The 13,085-nt window shown below is 59.8% G+C and carries 15 protein-coding genes; 7 read left to right on the forward strand and 8 right to left on the reverse strand.

The features are described from left to right. Positions 1-247, reverse strand: a 247-nt coding sequence (locus ABK249_RS19380; protein ID WP_348863713.1) for an ATP-binding cassette domain-containing protein, incomplete at its 3' end; no start/stop codon positions are given. 21 nt (positions 248-268) lie between these two features. Further along, a complete protein-coding gene (locus ABK249_RS19385; protein ID WP_227703846.1) occupies positions 269-1,432 on the reverse strand; it encodes a M20 aminoacylase family protein in 1,164 nt (387 codons plus the stop codon). A 324-nt stretch (positions 1,433-1,756) separates the two neighbouring features. On the opposite strand from ABK249_RS19385, the gene ABK249_RS19390 reads away from it, so the two are divergent. From ABK249_RS19390 to ABK249_RS19405, 4 genes are all read left to right on the forward strand, one after another. After that, positions 1,757-3,463 (forward strand): peptide ABC transporter substrate-binding protein, encoded by a 1,707-nt coding sequence (locus ABK249_RS19390; protein ID WP_227703847.1) that lies wholly within the window; start codon positions 1,757-1,759, stop codon positions 3,461-3,463. A 74-nt stretch (positions 3,464-3,537) separates the two neighbouring features. Continuing rightward, positions 3,538-4,548 carry an ABC transporter permease gene (locus tag ABK249_RS19395; protein WP_037154596.1) on the forward strand — a complete coding sequence of 337 codons (1,011 nt, stop codon included), beginning with the start codon at positions 3,538-3,540 and terminating at the stop codon, positions 4,546-4,548. After that, positions 4,541-5,467: an ABC transporter permease gene (locus tag ABK249_RS19400; RefSeq protein ID WP_037154599.1), complete on the forward strand. Its 927-nt coding sequence runs from the start codon at positions 4,541-4,543 to the stop codon at positions 5,465-5,467. Before ABK249_RS19395 ends, ABK249_RS19400 begins: the two co-directional genes overlap by 8 nt. A gap of 149 nt (positions 5,468-5,616) precedes the next feature. Next, positions 5,617-5,814 (forward strand): CsbD family protein, encoded by a 198-nt coding sequence (locus ABK249_RS19405; RefSeq protein WP_037154602.1) that lies wholly within the window; start codon positions 5,617-5,619, stop codon positions 5,812-5,814. Positions 5,815-6,215: 401 nt separating this feature from the next. Here ABK249_RS19405 and ABK249_RS19410 read toward each other — a convergent pair whose 3' ends face one another. After that, positions 6,216-7,160 (reverse strand): sensor histidine kinase, encoded by a 945-nt coding sequence (locus tag ABK249_RS19410; protein WP_227703848.1) that lies wholly within the window; start codon positions 7,158-7,160, stop codon positions 6,216-6,218. A gap of 374 nt (positions 7,161-7,534) precedes the next feature. Continuing rightward, positions 7,535-8,329 (reverse strand): response regulator, encoded by a 795-nt coding sequence (locus ABK249_RS19415; RefSeq protein ID WP_037154607.1) that lies wholly within the window; start codon positions 8,327-8,329, stop codon positions 7,535-7,537. 169 nt (positions 8,330-8,498) lie between these two features. Here ABK249_RS19415 and ABK249_RS19420 point away from each other — a divergent pair, with 169 nt between their 5' ends. Together ABK249_RS19420 and ABK249_RS19425 are read left to right on the forward strand one after the other, a co-directional pair. Further along, on the forward strand, positions 8,499-8,681 hold the full coding sequence (locus ABK249_RS19420) for a NepR family anti-sigma factor (RefSeq protein ID WP_037154745.1): 183 nt from the start codon (positions 8,499-8,501) through the stop codon (positions 8,679-8,681). Beyond that, the gene (locus tag ABK249_RS19425; protein WP_037154611.1) at positions 8,678-9,244 is read left to right on the forward strand and encodes an RNA polymerase sigma factor; all 567 of its coding nucleotides are present in this window, start codon (positions 8,678-8,680) and stop codon (positions 9,242-9,244) included. The genes ABK249_RS19420 and ABK249_RS19425 overlap by 4 nt, the downstream gene beginning before the upstream one ends. On the opposite strand, the gene ABK249_RS19430 is transcribed toward ABK249_RS19425, so the two are convergent. Continuing rightward, positions 9,241-9,564: a hypothetical protein gene (locus ABK249_RS19430; protein ID WP_227703849.1), complete on the reverse strand. Its 324-nt coding sequence runs from the start codon at positions 9,562-9,564 to the stop codon at positions 9,241-9,243. The two genes, ABK249_RS19425 and ABK249_RS19430, sit on opposite strands and share 4 nt — an antisense overlap. 167 nt (positions 9,565-9,731) lie before the next feature. On the opposite strand from ABK249_RS19430, the gene ABK249_RS19435 reads away from it, so the two are divergent. Then, the gene (locus tag ABK249_RS19435) at positions 9,732-10,490 is read left to right on the forward strand and encodes a Crp/Fnr family transcriptional regulator (protein WP_348863714.1); all 759 of its coding nucleotides are present in this window, start codon (positions 9,732-9,734) and stop codon (positions 10,488-10,490) included. A gap of 106 nt (positions 10,491-10,596) precedes the next feature. Here ABK249_RS19435 and ABK249_RS19440 read toward each other — a convergent pair whose 3' ends face one another. The 3 genes from ABK249_RS19440 to ABK249_RS19450 form a co-directional block, all read right to left on the reverse strand. After that, positions 10,597-11,052, reverse strand: coding sequence for a hypothetical protein (locus ABK249_RS19440; protein ID WP_280107456.1), 456 nt, complete (start codon positions 11,050-11,052; stop codon positions 10,597-10,599). After that, complete coding sequence (locus ABK249_RS19445) at positions 11,049-11,399, reverse strand: ElaB/YgaM/YqjD family protein (RefSeq protein ID WP_037154624.1); 351 nt, start codon at positions 11,397-11,399, stop codon at positions 11,049-11,051. The genes ABK249_RS19440 and ABK249_RS19445 overlap by 4 nt, the downstream gene beginning before the upstream one ends. 273 nt (positions 11,400-11,672) lie before the next feature. Continuing rightward, positions 11,673-13,073 carry an amidase gene (locus tag ABK249_RS19450; RefSeq protein ID WP_227703852.1) on the reverse strand — a complete coding sequence of 467 codons (1,401 nt, stop codon included), beginning with the start codon at positions 13,071-13,073 and terminating at the stop codon, positions 11,673-11,675. Positions 13,074-13,085 lie beyond the last annotated feature (12 nt).

The raw sequence follows: 13,085 nt of genomic DNA on the forward strand, positions 1-13,085 counted from the left end.
CCTCGCCTTCGATACGGCTGGAATTCTTCGGCAGAAGCCGCATGATCGACAGCGAGGTGACGCTCTTGCCGGAGCCGCTCTCCCCGACGATCGCCACCGTCTCGCGCGGCGCCACGTCAAAGGAAATGTTGCGCACCACCGTGCGCCATTCATCGTTCACACGAAACGACGTGGAAAGGTTCTTCACCGACAGCACCGGCGTCACCGAACCGCCGCTCGCTTCCATCGAATTACCCGAAAGCAGCATGGAAATCTCCTTTGACCGGGATCAGGCGGCAAGCGCGGTTTCGGCGAGTGTCACCCAGTAGCTGACGCCATAGGGGATCGCCTCGTCGTTGAAGTCATAAGCTGCGTTGTGAAGGCTGGCGGTCTCGCCATTGCCGATGAAGATGAAGGCTCCGGGCCGCTTCTCCAGCATGTAGGAAAAGTCTTCCGCGCCCATATGGGGCGGCACGCCGACATGCACGGACTTCGAACCGGCAACCTTTCCGGCGACCTGGACCGCGAAATCGGTCTCGTCGTCATGGTTGAAGGTGACGGGGTAACCGCGGTTATAGACGATCTCGGCGGTCGCGCCATGGGCGATTGCGGTGGACTGTGCCACTTCGACGAGACGCTTTTCCGCAAAATCGCGGGTTTCCGGCAGCAGCGTCCGCACCGTTCCGGTCATCTTGACGAAAGCCGGAATGACGTTGCTCGCCTCCCCGCCATGGATCGATGCAACGGTGACGACGAGCGATTTCAGCGGGTCTGTCTCGCGTGAGACGAGCGATTGCAGCGCCAGTACGATATGCGAGGAGACAAGCACCGGATCGATGGACAGATGCGGCTGCGCGGCGTGGCTGCCGCGGCCGTGGACGGTAATCTCGAATGTGTCGGCGGCCGCCATGACGCCGCCCTTGCCGATCGCGAAATGCCCGACCGGCAGGCGCGGTTCGTTGTGCATGCCGTAGACTTCCTCGATGCCGAACTTTTCCATCAGGCCGTCATTGATCATCGCCAGCGCGCCTGCGCCCCCCTCTTCCGCCGGCTGGAAGATCACCGCGATCGAGCCTTTGAAATTCCGGGTTTCGGCAAGATATTGCGCGGCACCCAGCAGCATCGCGGTATGGCCATCATGGCCGCAGGAATGCGCCTTGCCCGGCGTCTTCGAAGCCCAGGGTTTGCCGCTCGTCTCGAAGATCGGCAATGCATCCATGTCGGCGCGGAAGCCGATCACCGGACCTTCGCCCTGGCTGCCTTTGATGATGCCGACGACCCCGGTCTTGCCGATGCCGGCTTCGACCATGTCGCAGCCGAAGGATCTGAGCTTTTCGGTGACGAATTTGGACGTCTCGTGAACGTCGTAGAGCAGCTCCGGATTCTGGTGCAGATGACGCCGCCATTCGGCAACCTGATCCTGCATTTCGGCGACGCGATTGATAACCGGCATATAATTCCCCATCGTGTTTTTAACTGTTTATGGTCTGGCCGGGGCGGATATTGCGACGTGAAGATGGGTTTTTGCAAGCTTCAATTTTCCCGCTTGAACGGAAAATAGGCCTATGCTTAGATGGCCCAAAATTTGGTCACGTTCGCCTGAGGCGACACGATGCAACTTGTTCCTAAGCCAGCATTTGAGGAGGATGAAGAGAGAAACATCGTGCGAAGTCAATGCGTTATGAAATGACTTCGCAATCCCGTGGCATTACAAGCCGGCGTGACCGGCGAGCCGCAAAACACAACTCATAAAAGAATGATCAAGGGGAATAGCAGCATGAAAAACCTCAAACTCCTTCTGGCCGGCACAGTTGCCGCGCTTGCTTTCGCCGGCTCTGCCGCTCATGCGGAGCGCGGTACCGACGGGGATCTCAAGATTCTGTTCTGGCAGGCGGTCTCGACCCTCAACCCGTATCTTTCCGGCGGCACCAAAGAGGTCTATTCGTCCTCGATGGTCATCGAGCCGCTGGCCCGCTACGACGAGAAGGGCGAACTTGCTCCATGGCTCGTGACCGAGATTCCGACAGTCGAAAACGGCGGCGTCTCCAAGGACATGATGAGCATGACCTGGAAGCTGAAGCCGGACGTGAAATGGTCCGACGGAACTCCGTTCACAGCCGACGATGTCGTCTTCACCTGGAAATATTGCGTCGCTCCGGATGGCGGCTGCGCCCAGAAAGCCCAGTATGAAGGCGTGACAAGCGTGGAGGCAGTCGATCCGCATACGGTCAAGATCACCTTCAGCGAGCCCAAATACTACCCCTATAGCGCGTTCGTCGGCGCTCAGTCGCCGGTGATCCAAAAGAAGCAGTTCGAAAACTGCGTCGGCGCCAAGGCTCCGGGCTGCACCTCGGCCAACTTCGGCCCGATTGGCACCGGCCCGTTCGTCGTGAAGGATTTCAAGCCGAACGACGTCATCACCTATGCAGCGAACCCCAACTATCGCGACCCGGCCAAGCCGGCCTTCGCGACCGTCACCCTCAAAGGCGGCGGAGATGCCGCATCGGCCGCCCGCGCTGTGCTGGAGACCGGCGAGTTTGACTACGGCTGGAACATGCAGGTCGAACCGGAGGTTCTCGCCACCATGCTGAAGGCCGGCAAGGGCGAACTGGTAACGGCGTTCGGCACGCAGGTCGAGCGTATCAACCTGAACTGGTACAACCCCGATCCGAAGCTCGGCGACAAGCGCTCCACCAAGGAGGCCGGCCCGCATCCGGCCCTGAAGGATCCGGCCGTGCGCCGCGCTCTTTCCATGGCGATCGACCGTAACATCATCGATGAGGCGGGCTATGGGGAGGCCGGCCGCCCCACCTGCAATATCGTTCCCGGACCGGAAGCCTACGCCTCCACGGCCAATGACTGGTGCCTGACGCAGGACGTCGAAGGCGCCAACAAGCTGCTCGACGAGGCAGGCTGGAAGAAAGGCGGCGACGGCATCCGCGCCAAGGACGGTGTGCGCCTGTCGTTCCTCTACTCGACCTCCACCAACTCGGTCCGCCAGGCGACCCAGGAACTGGTGAAGGACATGTGGTCGCAGATCGGCGTGGACGCCGAACTGCGCAACGTCAGCGCCTCGGTCTTCTTCGGCGGCGATCCGGCAAGCCCGGACACGTTCCAGAAGTTCTATGCGGACGTCGAAATGTACACCAACAACTTCGACGGCACCGACCCGGAAAAATATCTGGCGGAATGGCTCTGCGACAAGGTTCCGAGCCCGGAGAATGGCTGGCAGGGGCAGAACATCCCCCGCTACTGCAACCCGGAATACGACAAGCTGGTTGCCGAGCTCTCCAAGACGGCCGACATCGAAAAGCGGATCGAGCTTTCCAAGAAGGCCAACGACATGCTGACCGAGGAAGGTGCCCACATTCCTCTCATCTACCGCGGTCAGGTCTCCTCGCATTCGGTCTCGCTTGACGGCGTGAAGATGAATGCCTGGGACTCCGAACTGTGGAACGCCGCCGACTGGTCGCGCAAGAAGTAATGACGATCGCCGGGCCTGCCTGGAGCAGGCCCGGCGGCCGCATTTTTCTCCCGCGCTAGTCCGGAGAGGTTTCCATGTTCACATACACTTTGCGGCGATTGCTTTTCGCAATCCCGACCCTGCTGATTATCAGCTTCGTCATCTTCGCACTGCTGGACCTCGCGCCCAGCGATCCGACCGGCGACCTGCCGCTGACGATCCCGCCGGAGGTCCGCGAGCAGATCCGCGCCTCGCTCGGACTGGATCAGCCTTTCGCCATCCGCTACCTGAAATGGCTGCAGCAATTCTTCATCAACGAACCGCTCAATATTTTTGAAAGCCTGACCGGCTGGCAGGTCGGCGACGGTGATCGCATGCGGGTTCTGTCCTGGGCGACCCGAAGCCCGGTGGTCGACCTGATCGTCCAGCGCCTGCCGCAGACGCTCTGGGTCGTCGGCCTCGCCTATCTGTTCGGCGTGCTGATCGCCATTCCGATCGGCGTCATCTCCGCCTACAAGCAATATTCGATCATCGACCAGATCGGCACCTTCCTGGCGATGGTGGGTTATTCCGTACCGACCTTCTTCACAGGCGTGCTGCTCATTGTCATCTTCTCCTCCTACCTGCAATGGTTTCCGTCCGTCTATGACACGAACCTGAGGGTCACGGACTTCTCGACCTTCATCGCGCAGGTGAAGCAGATGGCGCTGCCGGTGGCGGTCCTGGCGCTCTATAACGCAGCCCAGATCACGCGTTTCGTGCGAGCATCGATGCTGGACAACCTGCATCAGGACTATGTGCGCACGGCGCGAGCCAAGGGCGTCAAGGAAAAGACGGTGCTGCTCGTTCATGTGCTGCGCAACAGCCTGATCCCGGTCGTCACGGTCATTGCCCTTGGGGTACCGACGATCTTTTCGGGCGCCATCATCACCGAGCAGATCTTTCGCGTGAATGGGCTGGGCCAGCTTCTGATCACTGCCGTACAGGGTGCTGACATTCCGCTCGTACAAACGTTGACCTTCATCTTCGCCGTGCTGATCGTACTCTTCAATCTCATCGCCGACGTGCTTTACGGCATTCTTGACCCGAGGATCCGTTATGACTGATGCGACCATAACAGCCACACCGCCGGTCAAGGCGGCGACGCCCGTCCGATCCGCCTTCGGCGACATCTGGCACCAGTTCCGCGCCCATCGGGGCGGCGTCGCCGGGCTGGTGATTTTCGTCTTCATCCTGCTCGCAGTCGTCATCGGCCCGTATATCCATCGGGTGGCGCCGAATGCGATCAACATCCGCGACAAGAACCAGTGGCCGTCGCTCGCTCATCCTTTCGGCACCGACAATCTCGGCAAGGACATGCTTGCCCAGGTGCTTGCCGGCGGTCGCATCTCGCTCGCCGTCGGCGTGACGGCCATGCTGCTTGCCCTCTTCCTCGGAACGCTGGTCGGCGTGCTCTCCGGTTATTTCCGGAGGCTCGACGGGCCGCTGATGCGCATCACCGACCTCTTCCTGGCGCTGCCGCTGTTACCGTTGCTGCTCGTCATACTGATGCTCTTCCGCGATACGCTCCGCGCGACCTTCGGCCCGGAGACCGGCATCTTCATCCTGATCGTCTTCGTGATCGGGATCACGAGCTGGATGCACACCGCCCGTATCGTCCGCGGCGATGTGCTCGCCGTCAAAAGCCAGGAGTTCATCCTGGCGGCGAAATCGAGCGGCATGCGGGAATTCCGGATCATCATCAAGCATATCCTGCCGAACGTCCTGAGCTCCATTATGGTCTCGGCGACGCTTGGCATCGCTTCCGCGATCATCACGGAATCGGCGCTGAGCTTCCTGGGCCTCGGCTTTCCCTCGGATTTCCCGACCTGGGGCCGCCTGCTCTTCGACGGCGCCAATTTCCTGCAACTGACGCCGTCGCGCGTTCTCTGGCCGGGTCTGGCGATTTCTCTCACCGTACTCAGCGTCAACTATATGGGCGATGCGATCCGCGACGCGCTCGATCCGAGGGCCCTGAAGCACTGAGCTTTGAAGCGCCTGATCCTATCCAGGTTTTGAAAATGGCGGCTCCGGCCGCCATTTTGCTTTCCGCTGTCCCTGGAACCCATAAGCCTCTGCGTCGTTTGATTCCGAGAGCGGATGTCGCTCGAAGAACGAAGAAGGAGATGAGGCAGATGAACTGGAATCAGGTTGAAGGCAATTGGGAGCAGTTCAAGGGCAAGGTCCAGAGCCAGTGGGGCAAGCTGACCGGCGACGACCTCGACGTGATCGCAGGCAACAGGAAGCAGCTTGCCGGAAAGATCCAGGAACGCTACGGCAAGGCACAGGAAGAGGCCGATCGCGAGGTGGAAGACTGGCTCCACAGGCACTAAAAAATTTTTTCCCGAACCTTCGGAACCTATTTCAAGAAGGCTCGTTATAGCATTGTTCGAAGGCGACCCCCCCGTCCCCCGCCCTACAAAAGCCTTCGGACAGACTCTTCAATCCCCCTCGAAGAGACGAACTGGCTCGGCTCCGTCAATCGGAACCGGGCCAGCTCAGTTTTGGCGAATAGCGAATAGCGAATAGCGAATAGCGAATAGCGAATAGCGAATAGCGAATAGCGAATAGCGAATAGCGAATAGCGAATAGCGAATAGCGAATAGCGAATAGCGAATAGCGAATGAATATTCTCCGATTCGCAGACCAACGGGTCGTGAAAAGGAAGCGTTTTGTCGCGAATACGGACCAGTTGCCGCAAAGACTATCCGCTATTCGCTACTCCCTATTCGCTTCACTCTCCACCGCTTTCCAGCGGGAAGACCAGCTGATAGCTGATCCTGTCACGTGAAATGACGTATTGAGCCTTGCCGTTGACGGAGGCAGGCACGACGCGCTCCAGCACCGTGCTGCCGAAATGCGATTTGAGCGCCTCTTCTTCGTCCTCATCGGATTTCCGGCTGATTTCCAGCGCCTCGTCCCAGGTGATTTCCAGCGCGTCATGACCGTTGAGCTGGGTGCGGGCGCAGGTGACATTGATGACGCGGCCGTTGCGGAGCAACGAACCGTGGCTCACCGCATTGACGATCAGCTCGTGCAGGGCAAGGCCGAGATGAAGCGAGGCATTCGGCGTAAGCAGCACGTTGTCACCATTCACGCGCACGAGGTGCGTGTTTTCGGGCAGGTATTTTTCCGTCTGCTGCTGTACCAGTTCGAAGAAATAGGCACCCCGCCAGCTGGAATCGGTGATCAGGTCCTGGGATTGCGAGAGCGAATAAAGCCTGCCGCGGAACTTGTGCAGGAAAAGCTCGAGCGAGCCGGAATAGCGGGCCGTCTGCAGCGCGATGCTTTGGATGATCGCAAGCAGGTTCTTGGAGCGGTGGCTGACTTCCCTGAGCAATGCCCTGAGCAGTCGCTCCCGATGCCGTTCCTCGGACCGGTCGATGATGGTCGTGACCAGATGCACGCCGCCCTTGGCCAATTCCACCGCCTGCACGCGGAACTCGTAGATCTGCTCGGTGCCGACGGCGATCTCGATATGCCCCTTGTTGCCTGGCTTGATGATCCCTTCCTTGAGGGTGCCCAGCTTGGCTGCAACCTCCTCGCCGAACAGGCTGAGATCGCTCGGCGTCGAGAAGTGCTCGTTGGCCCAGATGTCCGGAAGATTGGTAACGAAGAGATAGTTGCGGTGAGAATCCTGGATGATCACGCTCGCCCCCAGATCGACGAGCGCGGGCATGAAAAATTCACGCAACTTGTCATCACTCTGACCAGCTTGCTGCCATGTCAGGGGATGCACCAATTTCTCACTCCCTCTGCGGGCTCTCGGGAAAAAACGGGCGTCCGCCGAAGGGACGCCCGGTTTATGATCTCTTGTCATTTATAGATTGTCACAGATGCCGGAACAACCCGACAGGGCATCAGCATAGGTGGGAACAGAAAGAACGGAACCTGGGCGATATTGCCCACGCACCTGCAGCTCGATCGAAGCTGGCCGCGGCAGCCAGGAGCAGGAACACGACAGAGCATGATATCGCATATTTTCCTCCTTCTCGGATGCATGCCAAACGCCATCCTGCTGCGTTCGTTCCCGACCGCTTCTGCAGAGATGAATCAGGCAGCCGCCTTGACTGCCTCGTTGAAGAACAGGGCCTGGCTGATCAGCGCCTTCACCATGTCTGGATTGAACGGCTTGGTGACGAGGAAGGCGGGCTCCGGACGTTCGCCGGTCAAAAGACGTTCCGGGAAGGCGGTGATGAAGATCACCGGCACGCTGGAGGATTTCAGGATCTCATTGACGGCGTCGATGCCGGAACTGCCGTCGGCAAGCTGGATATCGGCCAGCACCATCTTCGGATGCGACGACTGGAAGAGCGAGACGGCCTCCCTGTGCGTGCGTGCGATGCCGACGACACGATGGCCGAGATCCTGCACCATCTGCTCGATATCGAGCGCGATCAGCGGTTCGTCCTCTATGATCATGATATCGGTCGCGACCTGACGCGAGATTTCGCGGGTCGCTTCCTCGAGCAGGCGGTTTACCTCCGCGACACTAACGTCCAGGACTTCCGAGGCCTCTTCTACCGTAAAGCCCTCCACCGAGATCAGCAGGAAGGCATGCCGCGCCTGCGAAGGCAAGGTAGCCAGATTGGCGGCTGCGCGCTGCTCCCATGCGAAGGGCGATTCCATCGGTCGGATATCTATATTCGTGGAACCAAAAATCGTGACGAAGAGTTTATAAAGCGAAACACGGTCCTTGGACGTTTCCGGGAATATCGAAACGTCTGCGATCAACGCTTCCAGGACCGCAGCAACATAGGCGTCTCCCGAGGTCTGCGACCCGGTGACGGCGCGTGCATATCGGCGCAAATATGGAAGGTGGGTCGCAACGCGTGTAGTTAGTGACATACAAAATCTCCCCTGATGCCCAGCGGCAATTGACCTGTTATGAACGTGATCATGCAAAAAAAGTTCCGCAAGATGGGAACTTTTTTTACTATCGTGAATTTTCCGCCCAGCAATATCGTAACAGGCCTGCGTGATGAGTGACGAAGACGACAACAGAAAAAAAGACGAGATGACAACAATTCAATCCCAAGAAGTCAGACCTGGAGCGGTACCTCCGAACGCATCCATTTCTCGAAAGCTGCGCGAATTCTACGACGCAGTACAGGAAGAAGGGATTCCGGATCGTTTTCTCGAACTGTTGGAACGTCTTGAACAGGCCGAGAAGAGCGCAAAGCCGGTGAATGTAAAATGAGCAGGGAGAAAGAGAGCGACGATCGCGGCTTTAAGCGCGACCTTCTTGCATCGCTGCCCAATCTGCGCGCTTTTGCAGTATCTCTGACAGGCCGGCACGACAAGGCGGACGATCTCGTGCAGGATACGATCATGAAGGCCTGGGCCAACCAGTCGAGCTTCACGGCCGGCACGAACATGCGGGCCTGGCTGTTCACCATTCTACGCAACGAATTCTACAGTCAGATGCGCAAGCGCGGTCGCGAAGTGCAGGATAGCGACGGCCTGTTCAGTGAACGCTTCTCGGTGCATCCCGAACAATACGGCCGGCTCGATCTGCAGGACTTCCGCAAGGCGCTCGACAAGCTGCCGGACGACCAGCGCGAGGCGATCATCCTCGTAGGCGCCGCAGGCTTCGCCTATGAGGAAGCCGCCGCAATCTGCGGCTGCGCCGTCGGCACGATCAAGAGCCGCGTTTCCCGCGCTCGCGGCCGTCTCCAGGAACTCTTGGGGGTTTCCGGCGAAGGCGATTATGGCCCCGATCCAGGCGATGCTGCGATTACGGCCCGCGCTTTCGGCAGCTAGGCCCTGTCATCCGGAATGCCGTTCACCCGAGCGGCATTCCTCACAGCCTCGACCAATTGCTGTTCGTCGAAGGGCTTTGCCACGACGGCAGTGCCGGGCCAGGTTGGAAGCCCGGCCAGTTCCTCGTCCACCAAAGTGGAAAACACGATGCCAGCGCCGCTTGCGCGCAGCCGGTGCGCCTCGTCGGGATTTTGCCCAAGGCTGGAATCGGCCAGAACGACATCGAAATTGCGGCCTTCCAGAACCGGCGGGTAATCGCGTGGCATGGCAATTTGAATTTCACAGGTCATCGCGCTGCCGAGAATGCGTTCAGCGCCCATAGCAACGAGATATTCCAAATCAATGATAAGAATTCGCAAAAGCGTCGCTCTCATTCGAGTGCAAAAACGCCCTAGATCATTGAACGAAGAGCGCGTCATTTAAAAAAGACACAGACGGGAAGAAAACGCCAAGCTATGGTTCATCCGCCCTGTCTTCATGGAGTCCCATGGCCACGTCCACACCCGCCATTCTTCCGCGCGTTAGCTGCGATCAGTGCCCTCTGCGCCAATGTCGGAGCTTTCGTGATTTCTCCTCGGAGGAACTTGGCTTCGTGCATGACTTCAAGACGGGTGAAGTGTCCGCCGCGCAGGGTATGTCGATCATGGTGGAAGGAGAACGCAACCCGCAACTCTATACCGTGCTGTCCGGCTGGGGTTTCCGATATAAGATCCTGGAGGATGGGCGCCGTCAGATCCTCAATTACGTGCTGCCAGGCGATCTGATCGGACTGCAGGGCCACCTCATGGAGGAGATGCAGCACTCGATCGAGGCGCTGACGCGGATGACGCTCTGCATCTTCGAACGGGACAAGCTTCCGAAGCTCTTCCGCCATCACCCCTCGCTTGCCTACGACATTACCTGGCTGGCTGCCCGGGAAGAATCCATGCTTGATGAACATCTTCTCAGCATAGGCCGCCGCAGCGCCCGCGAGCGTGCGGCCTATCTCTTCGCATTTCTGGATGCGCGGGTAAAATCGGTCGCCGCTCCGCCGGCTGATAGACCCTTCATCTTGCCGTTGACGCAGCAGCACGTAGCCGACACGCTGGGCTTCTCGCTTGTCCACACGAACAAGACGCTGCGCAGACTGGTCCAACAAGGGCTCATCCGCTGGCTCGACCGCGGCTGCGAGGTGCTTGACACGGAAAGGCTCTACCACGTCGCCGAATGGCGGCCGCCCAAGGAGGGCAAGCGACCGTTCATCTAATGCGTGTCGCGCCAAAGTATGCAGCGGTTTTGCGAAAACGACATGCGTGAAAACAAGAACTTAGAGCGTGCCGGATGAATCTGAGAGATCGCGACACGCTTTAAGATCATTCGGCAGGTTCGTCCGTATCGCGGCTCGCCATCCCCATGTTGCGGGTAAGCAGGAATCCGAGGCCGGCCGCAACCCCGACAAGCAGGAGCGGCCGCGATTTCATGACGAGCGGCAGGGCCGAGATCGCCGCGGTCACCATCAGCGCCTTGTTGCTGCTTGCCGCCGCGGCCTCGCGCTTGCGCCTCTCTTCCGCCCGGTTTTCCATCATCACCCAGAGGAGAATGATGAGCGCCAGGACAAGCGCCCCACCCGCCACGGCAAGCAATGCCATCGGCAATCCCCACATCTGGCCGAGATAGACCGCGAGTGCGGCGACTGCCAGCACATAGGCCGTCAGCAGAAAAACCAGCATGAAAGCGTAGAGGATCGCGTTTCGCTTGAGCCGACGCGCGAACGCCGCGACATCCATCGCGACGAGCGAGGCCAAAAGGGGGCCTAATCCTGCCATCATGAGCGCCGCATCATCAGCGCGAACAGGAAACCCACGCCTGCGGCGATGGCGACGGACTGGATAGGGTTCGTGCGGATCTGGCGTTCCAGGTCGCGCTCCAGCGAGACGGCCTGCTCGCGCGCAGCTTCCACCATGTGCATCGACGCATCAGCCGCCTCATGCGCGGCGCGGCGGGCCTTGCCTTTGTATTCACTGGCCTTTTCATTTCCCACAGCAGCCACGGTCTTGGCAAGAGAGGCAATATCCTCGCGCAACTGCTGGAGCTGAGCTTCGATCTCCTTCGATGAGGCCGAGTTCTGGCCGTTACCGCCGCGGGCGAATTCACTGGTCGGATTGGCAGTGGGCATATCGATCTCCTGGGTTTATCTGTTCTTTTGAAGCATGCAGGCAGACGGCCGGCTTTGCGGAAAATCAAATGACGTGGACGGCGAGACGTCGATCAAGGGCTCGGGATACCCAAGGCCACAGGGATATGCCTCTCATCTTCAACCTCCTCGACAAGCGCATGGCGAGCGCGCAGACCTGCAAACCCGTTTCAGGTTGCGCGAATTGAACGCGGCAAAGGCGTGATTGTTCCGCGATACCGTTCGGAGACGGAAGGCCGAAAGAGGACAAAGAGGCTATACGACTGCCTCCGGCGGCTCCGGCCACTGGCTGATCCCGCCGGTCCATTGCTCGAAGGCACGCGACAGCTTGAGCACGAGGAGGTCGTCATAGCGTGGGCCGACGATCTGCAGCCCGATCGGCATGCCGGATTTCGAGAAGCCGCAATTGATGGACGAGGCCGGCTGTTCCGACATGTTCCACGGCACCGTGAAGCCGATATGCTCGAAAGGCAAAGCCGGGTCGTTAGTGGGGGAGGCCCATTCCGCCGGATAGGAGACGATCGGATTGGTGGGAGAGATCACCGCATCGACCGTAGTAAAGAGCTTGCCACAGGTCTTGCGCATCTCGATCGTCTGGTTGAAACCGCGCACCGCCTCGACGCCGGAGACATGCGCGCCGCCTTTCGCCCATTCGTAGATATAGGGCAGGATCAGCGCCCGCCGCTCTTCCGGCATCTTCTCGATATCGCCCCAGAAACGGGCGCGCCAGAAATTGTCGAGCCCGTCCAGCATCTGGCGGGTGATGACCGGCCCGACCGGAATGACGATCGCACCCGCCTCCTCGAAGCGCTTCGCCGCGGCAGTGACAGCCTCTCGGACGTCCTCGTCGACGGCTAAGCCAACCCCGGCGTCGAGCATCAGGCCGATCTTCATGCCCTTCACGTCGATGGCGGAATCGAGCCAGTCGAAATCGTTGGGCGGCAGCGACGTGCCATCGCGCCAGTCCGGACGCGACAGTGTCGCCATGGAGATTGCCGCGTCCTCCACCGTGCGGGTCATGGGGCCTGCGCAGCGGCCGACATAATAGGGATCGACCGGAATGCGGCCCTGGCTGGGTTTGAAGCCGAAAAGCCCGGTCCAGCCGGCCGGCAGGCGCACCGAGCCGCCGATATCCGTGCCGATATGAAGCGGCCCGAAACCCGCCGCGCCGGCTGCGGCCGCGCCGGCACTCGATCCGCCCGGGTTCTGCGTCAGGTTCCAGGGATTGCGGCTCAGGTGATGGAAGCTCGAAAGGCCGGAGGAAAGCATGCCGTAATCGGGGCATGTCGTCTTGGCGAAGATCACCGCGCCGTCTTCCCTCATACGGCCGGCGATCGGAGCATCCTCCGTCGCCGGCAGGAGTTCCACCGCCGCGGTTCCGAGCGGCACCGGCTGGCCCTTGGTGGCGATCAGTTCCTTCAGCGTCACCGGAATGCCGTCGAGAGGCCCGAGCGTCTTGCTCTTCATCCAGCGCGCGGTGGAGGCCGCAGCCTGCTCGCGCGCGTTTTCCGGATCGTAGAGATAAAGCGCCTGCACATGCGGCTCGAAGACCGCAACGCGCGCCTCGACCGCCAGCCAGTATTCGGACGGTGAGAGTTTCCTGGCGGCGTAGAGGCCTGCAAGTTGGCGGATGGTCAGTTTCAGAAGGTCGTTCATCGGAATATCTTT

It is taken from the genome of Neorhizobium phenanthreniclasticum (genome assembly GCF_040066075.1).
GTDB classification, from domain to species: domain Bacteria; phylum Pseudomonadota; class Alphaproteobacteria; order Rhizobiales; family Rhizobiaceae; genus Neorhizobium; species Neorhizobium petrolearium.